Genomic DNA, 1,903 nt, shown 5'->3' on the forward strand with positions numbered 1-1,903 from the left:
GCTTTAAAACAGGATCATAGTACATCACGGCTGTATAGGCTTGTTCCTGTTTAATCATTGGTAATTCATTAAAATTGCCGTTAGGAAAGGCTCTTCTTAAAACTTCCTGGTATTGGGTTTGAATAACTTGCTTCACAGCCATGATTGTTCGCAAATCTTTGACTGCGCGAGTAATCTTTTGCTGCTCGGTTGGTGAATACTTTTCTAGTAGACCTTGATCAACGTGTTCTAGACTTTCTAAGCTATCATCATGAATCATCAGCGTATATTTAAGCTCGATTTTGACTTCCTTTTCTTGTTGCATTAATAACTTAAAACCAACGTATGGCCGCTTAGTAAAGGTCAATAATTGTCGGGTCAATAAATCATCACGAATGTTCATTAAACGTTCGTTTAATTCACTACCCTTGAAAACTGTTTGTTCGCTATCGGTTTCCTTAATTAATTCTCGTCTTTCAGCTTGCGTGGTCTGTTCAAAATCAAGCTCTGGATAAAGCTTTTTCGTCGTGCGATCGACTACTTTATTTAAGAGTTCATCTGCTTTTTTGAGTGAGCTTTCTTGTTGGTTAATTGTCAATAATTGTTTAGTCACATCTTCACCAACCGCATGTTTAATTAAGGTGCTGTTTTTCCAATTAAATAGCATGCGCCGCTTATCATCTAAGTTCTCCAAACTGATATAAGTTTTCAGTTCATGGCTTAACTCTTTAACTACCCGTTTTTCATTAAACGATAAGTGTTTACTTAGGCTATCTAAATGACCTCTATTGATTACTTTTTCTTGGTTATTTTTATAACAGGCTTTGGCCTTGCGATAGTCCTTAACTTGTTGGTTAAATTCTTTTCTTTCATGCCGCTTACTATTGATTCCCTCATGTTGCATTGGGGTATCATCTATTCCCTCCTCGATAAATGATTTTTCGCTGATCCGATCGGGAATATTTTTTTGCTCTAAAACTTGATTTACACTAACCGCCCAATTGTGCCGCCATTCAGTTATTTTTTCTTTTTTATCCCAATCAACCAACCAAATTTTTCGGTTTCTCACATTCCCTGCAGGGGTCTTAGTTTTATTACCATGACTATCTAAAATGTATTCGGTTTTTGTTTTCTGTCCCCAAGTACCATCGGGGTTAAATGGGCGATTGGTTAACATCACGTGTGCGTGTGGATTATCTGGGTGGTCGCGATGAATTGCCACATCAGCTACCATACCTTGATCGACAAAATTTTCTTGCACATATTTTGTCAGTAATTCTTTCTGTTCGGATTCACTTAATTCTATCGGTAAAGCCACGTTAAATTCTTTTGCATACCGTGAGTTTGATTTACGATCTTTCTTTTCAACTTCATTCCACAACTGCTCTCGATCACTCGCCCATTCTGGCGCATTTTCGGGAGTTAAAATAAAGCTTTCTGGCATAACCGAGCGGGCATAAAAATAGTAACGGCCTTCTTGATTATCAAATAATTTTTCACCACTTCTATAAGCGGAGCTGGCAATCGCACTTCGTCCTTTACCAGCACTAATATTACTAAAACTCATGTGAAAGATTGCCATGTCAGTCACCGTCTTCCTTTGATTCTATGGTTTCGACTTTGTTGTCGCCATCGGCGACTTCTAACACAGGTTTTAATGGGTTTAGCACAACGTCATCAAAGATGACGTGTAAGTGCGCATTGACCTCGTTTCACTCGATCTGCTGATTCTCCTGAATTTACTTTTACTGTATGCCTTCCGCTTCGCTATTTCAACTTTTATACTTTGACTTAACGTTTCCCTTATGATATAGTGTCGGTGATTATTTCTAAGATGATTGGAGGGATCGTTATGTCTCAAAGTAAATTAGAAAAACAAGAAGCTAAATTAAAAGCCCTTAATCAAAAAATTAAGGACGAAAAA

1 protein-coding gene is annotated in these 1,903 nt (G+C 37.6%); it reads right to left on the minus strand.

Annotation, left to right across the window (positions count from 1 at the left end; all coding sequences use genetic code 11):
* Positions 1-1,561 (minus strand): MobQ family relaxase (mobQ, locus tag FD20_RS12440; protein ID WP_057738910.1); only part of this gene is annotated, 1,561 nt, incomplete at its 3' end.
* Between the last annotated feature and the right edge of the window lie 342 nt (positions 1,562-1,903).

The sequence above is a fragment of the Liquorilactobacillus uvarum DSM 19971 genome (assembly GCF_001434935.1).
In the GTDB taxonomy this organism is placed as follows: domain Bacteria; phylum Bacillota; class Bacilli; order Lactobacillales; family Lactobacillaceae; genus Liquorilactobacillus; species Liquorilactobacillus uvarum.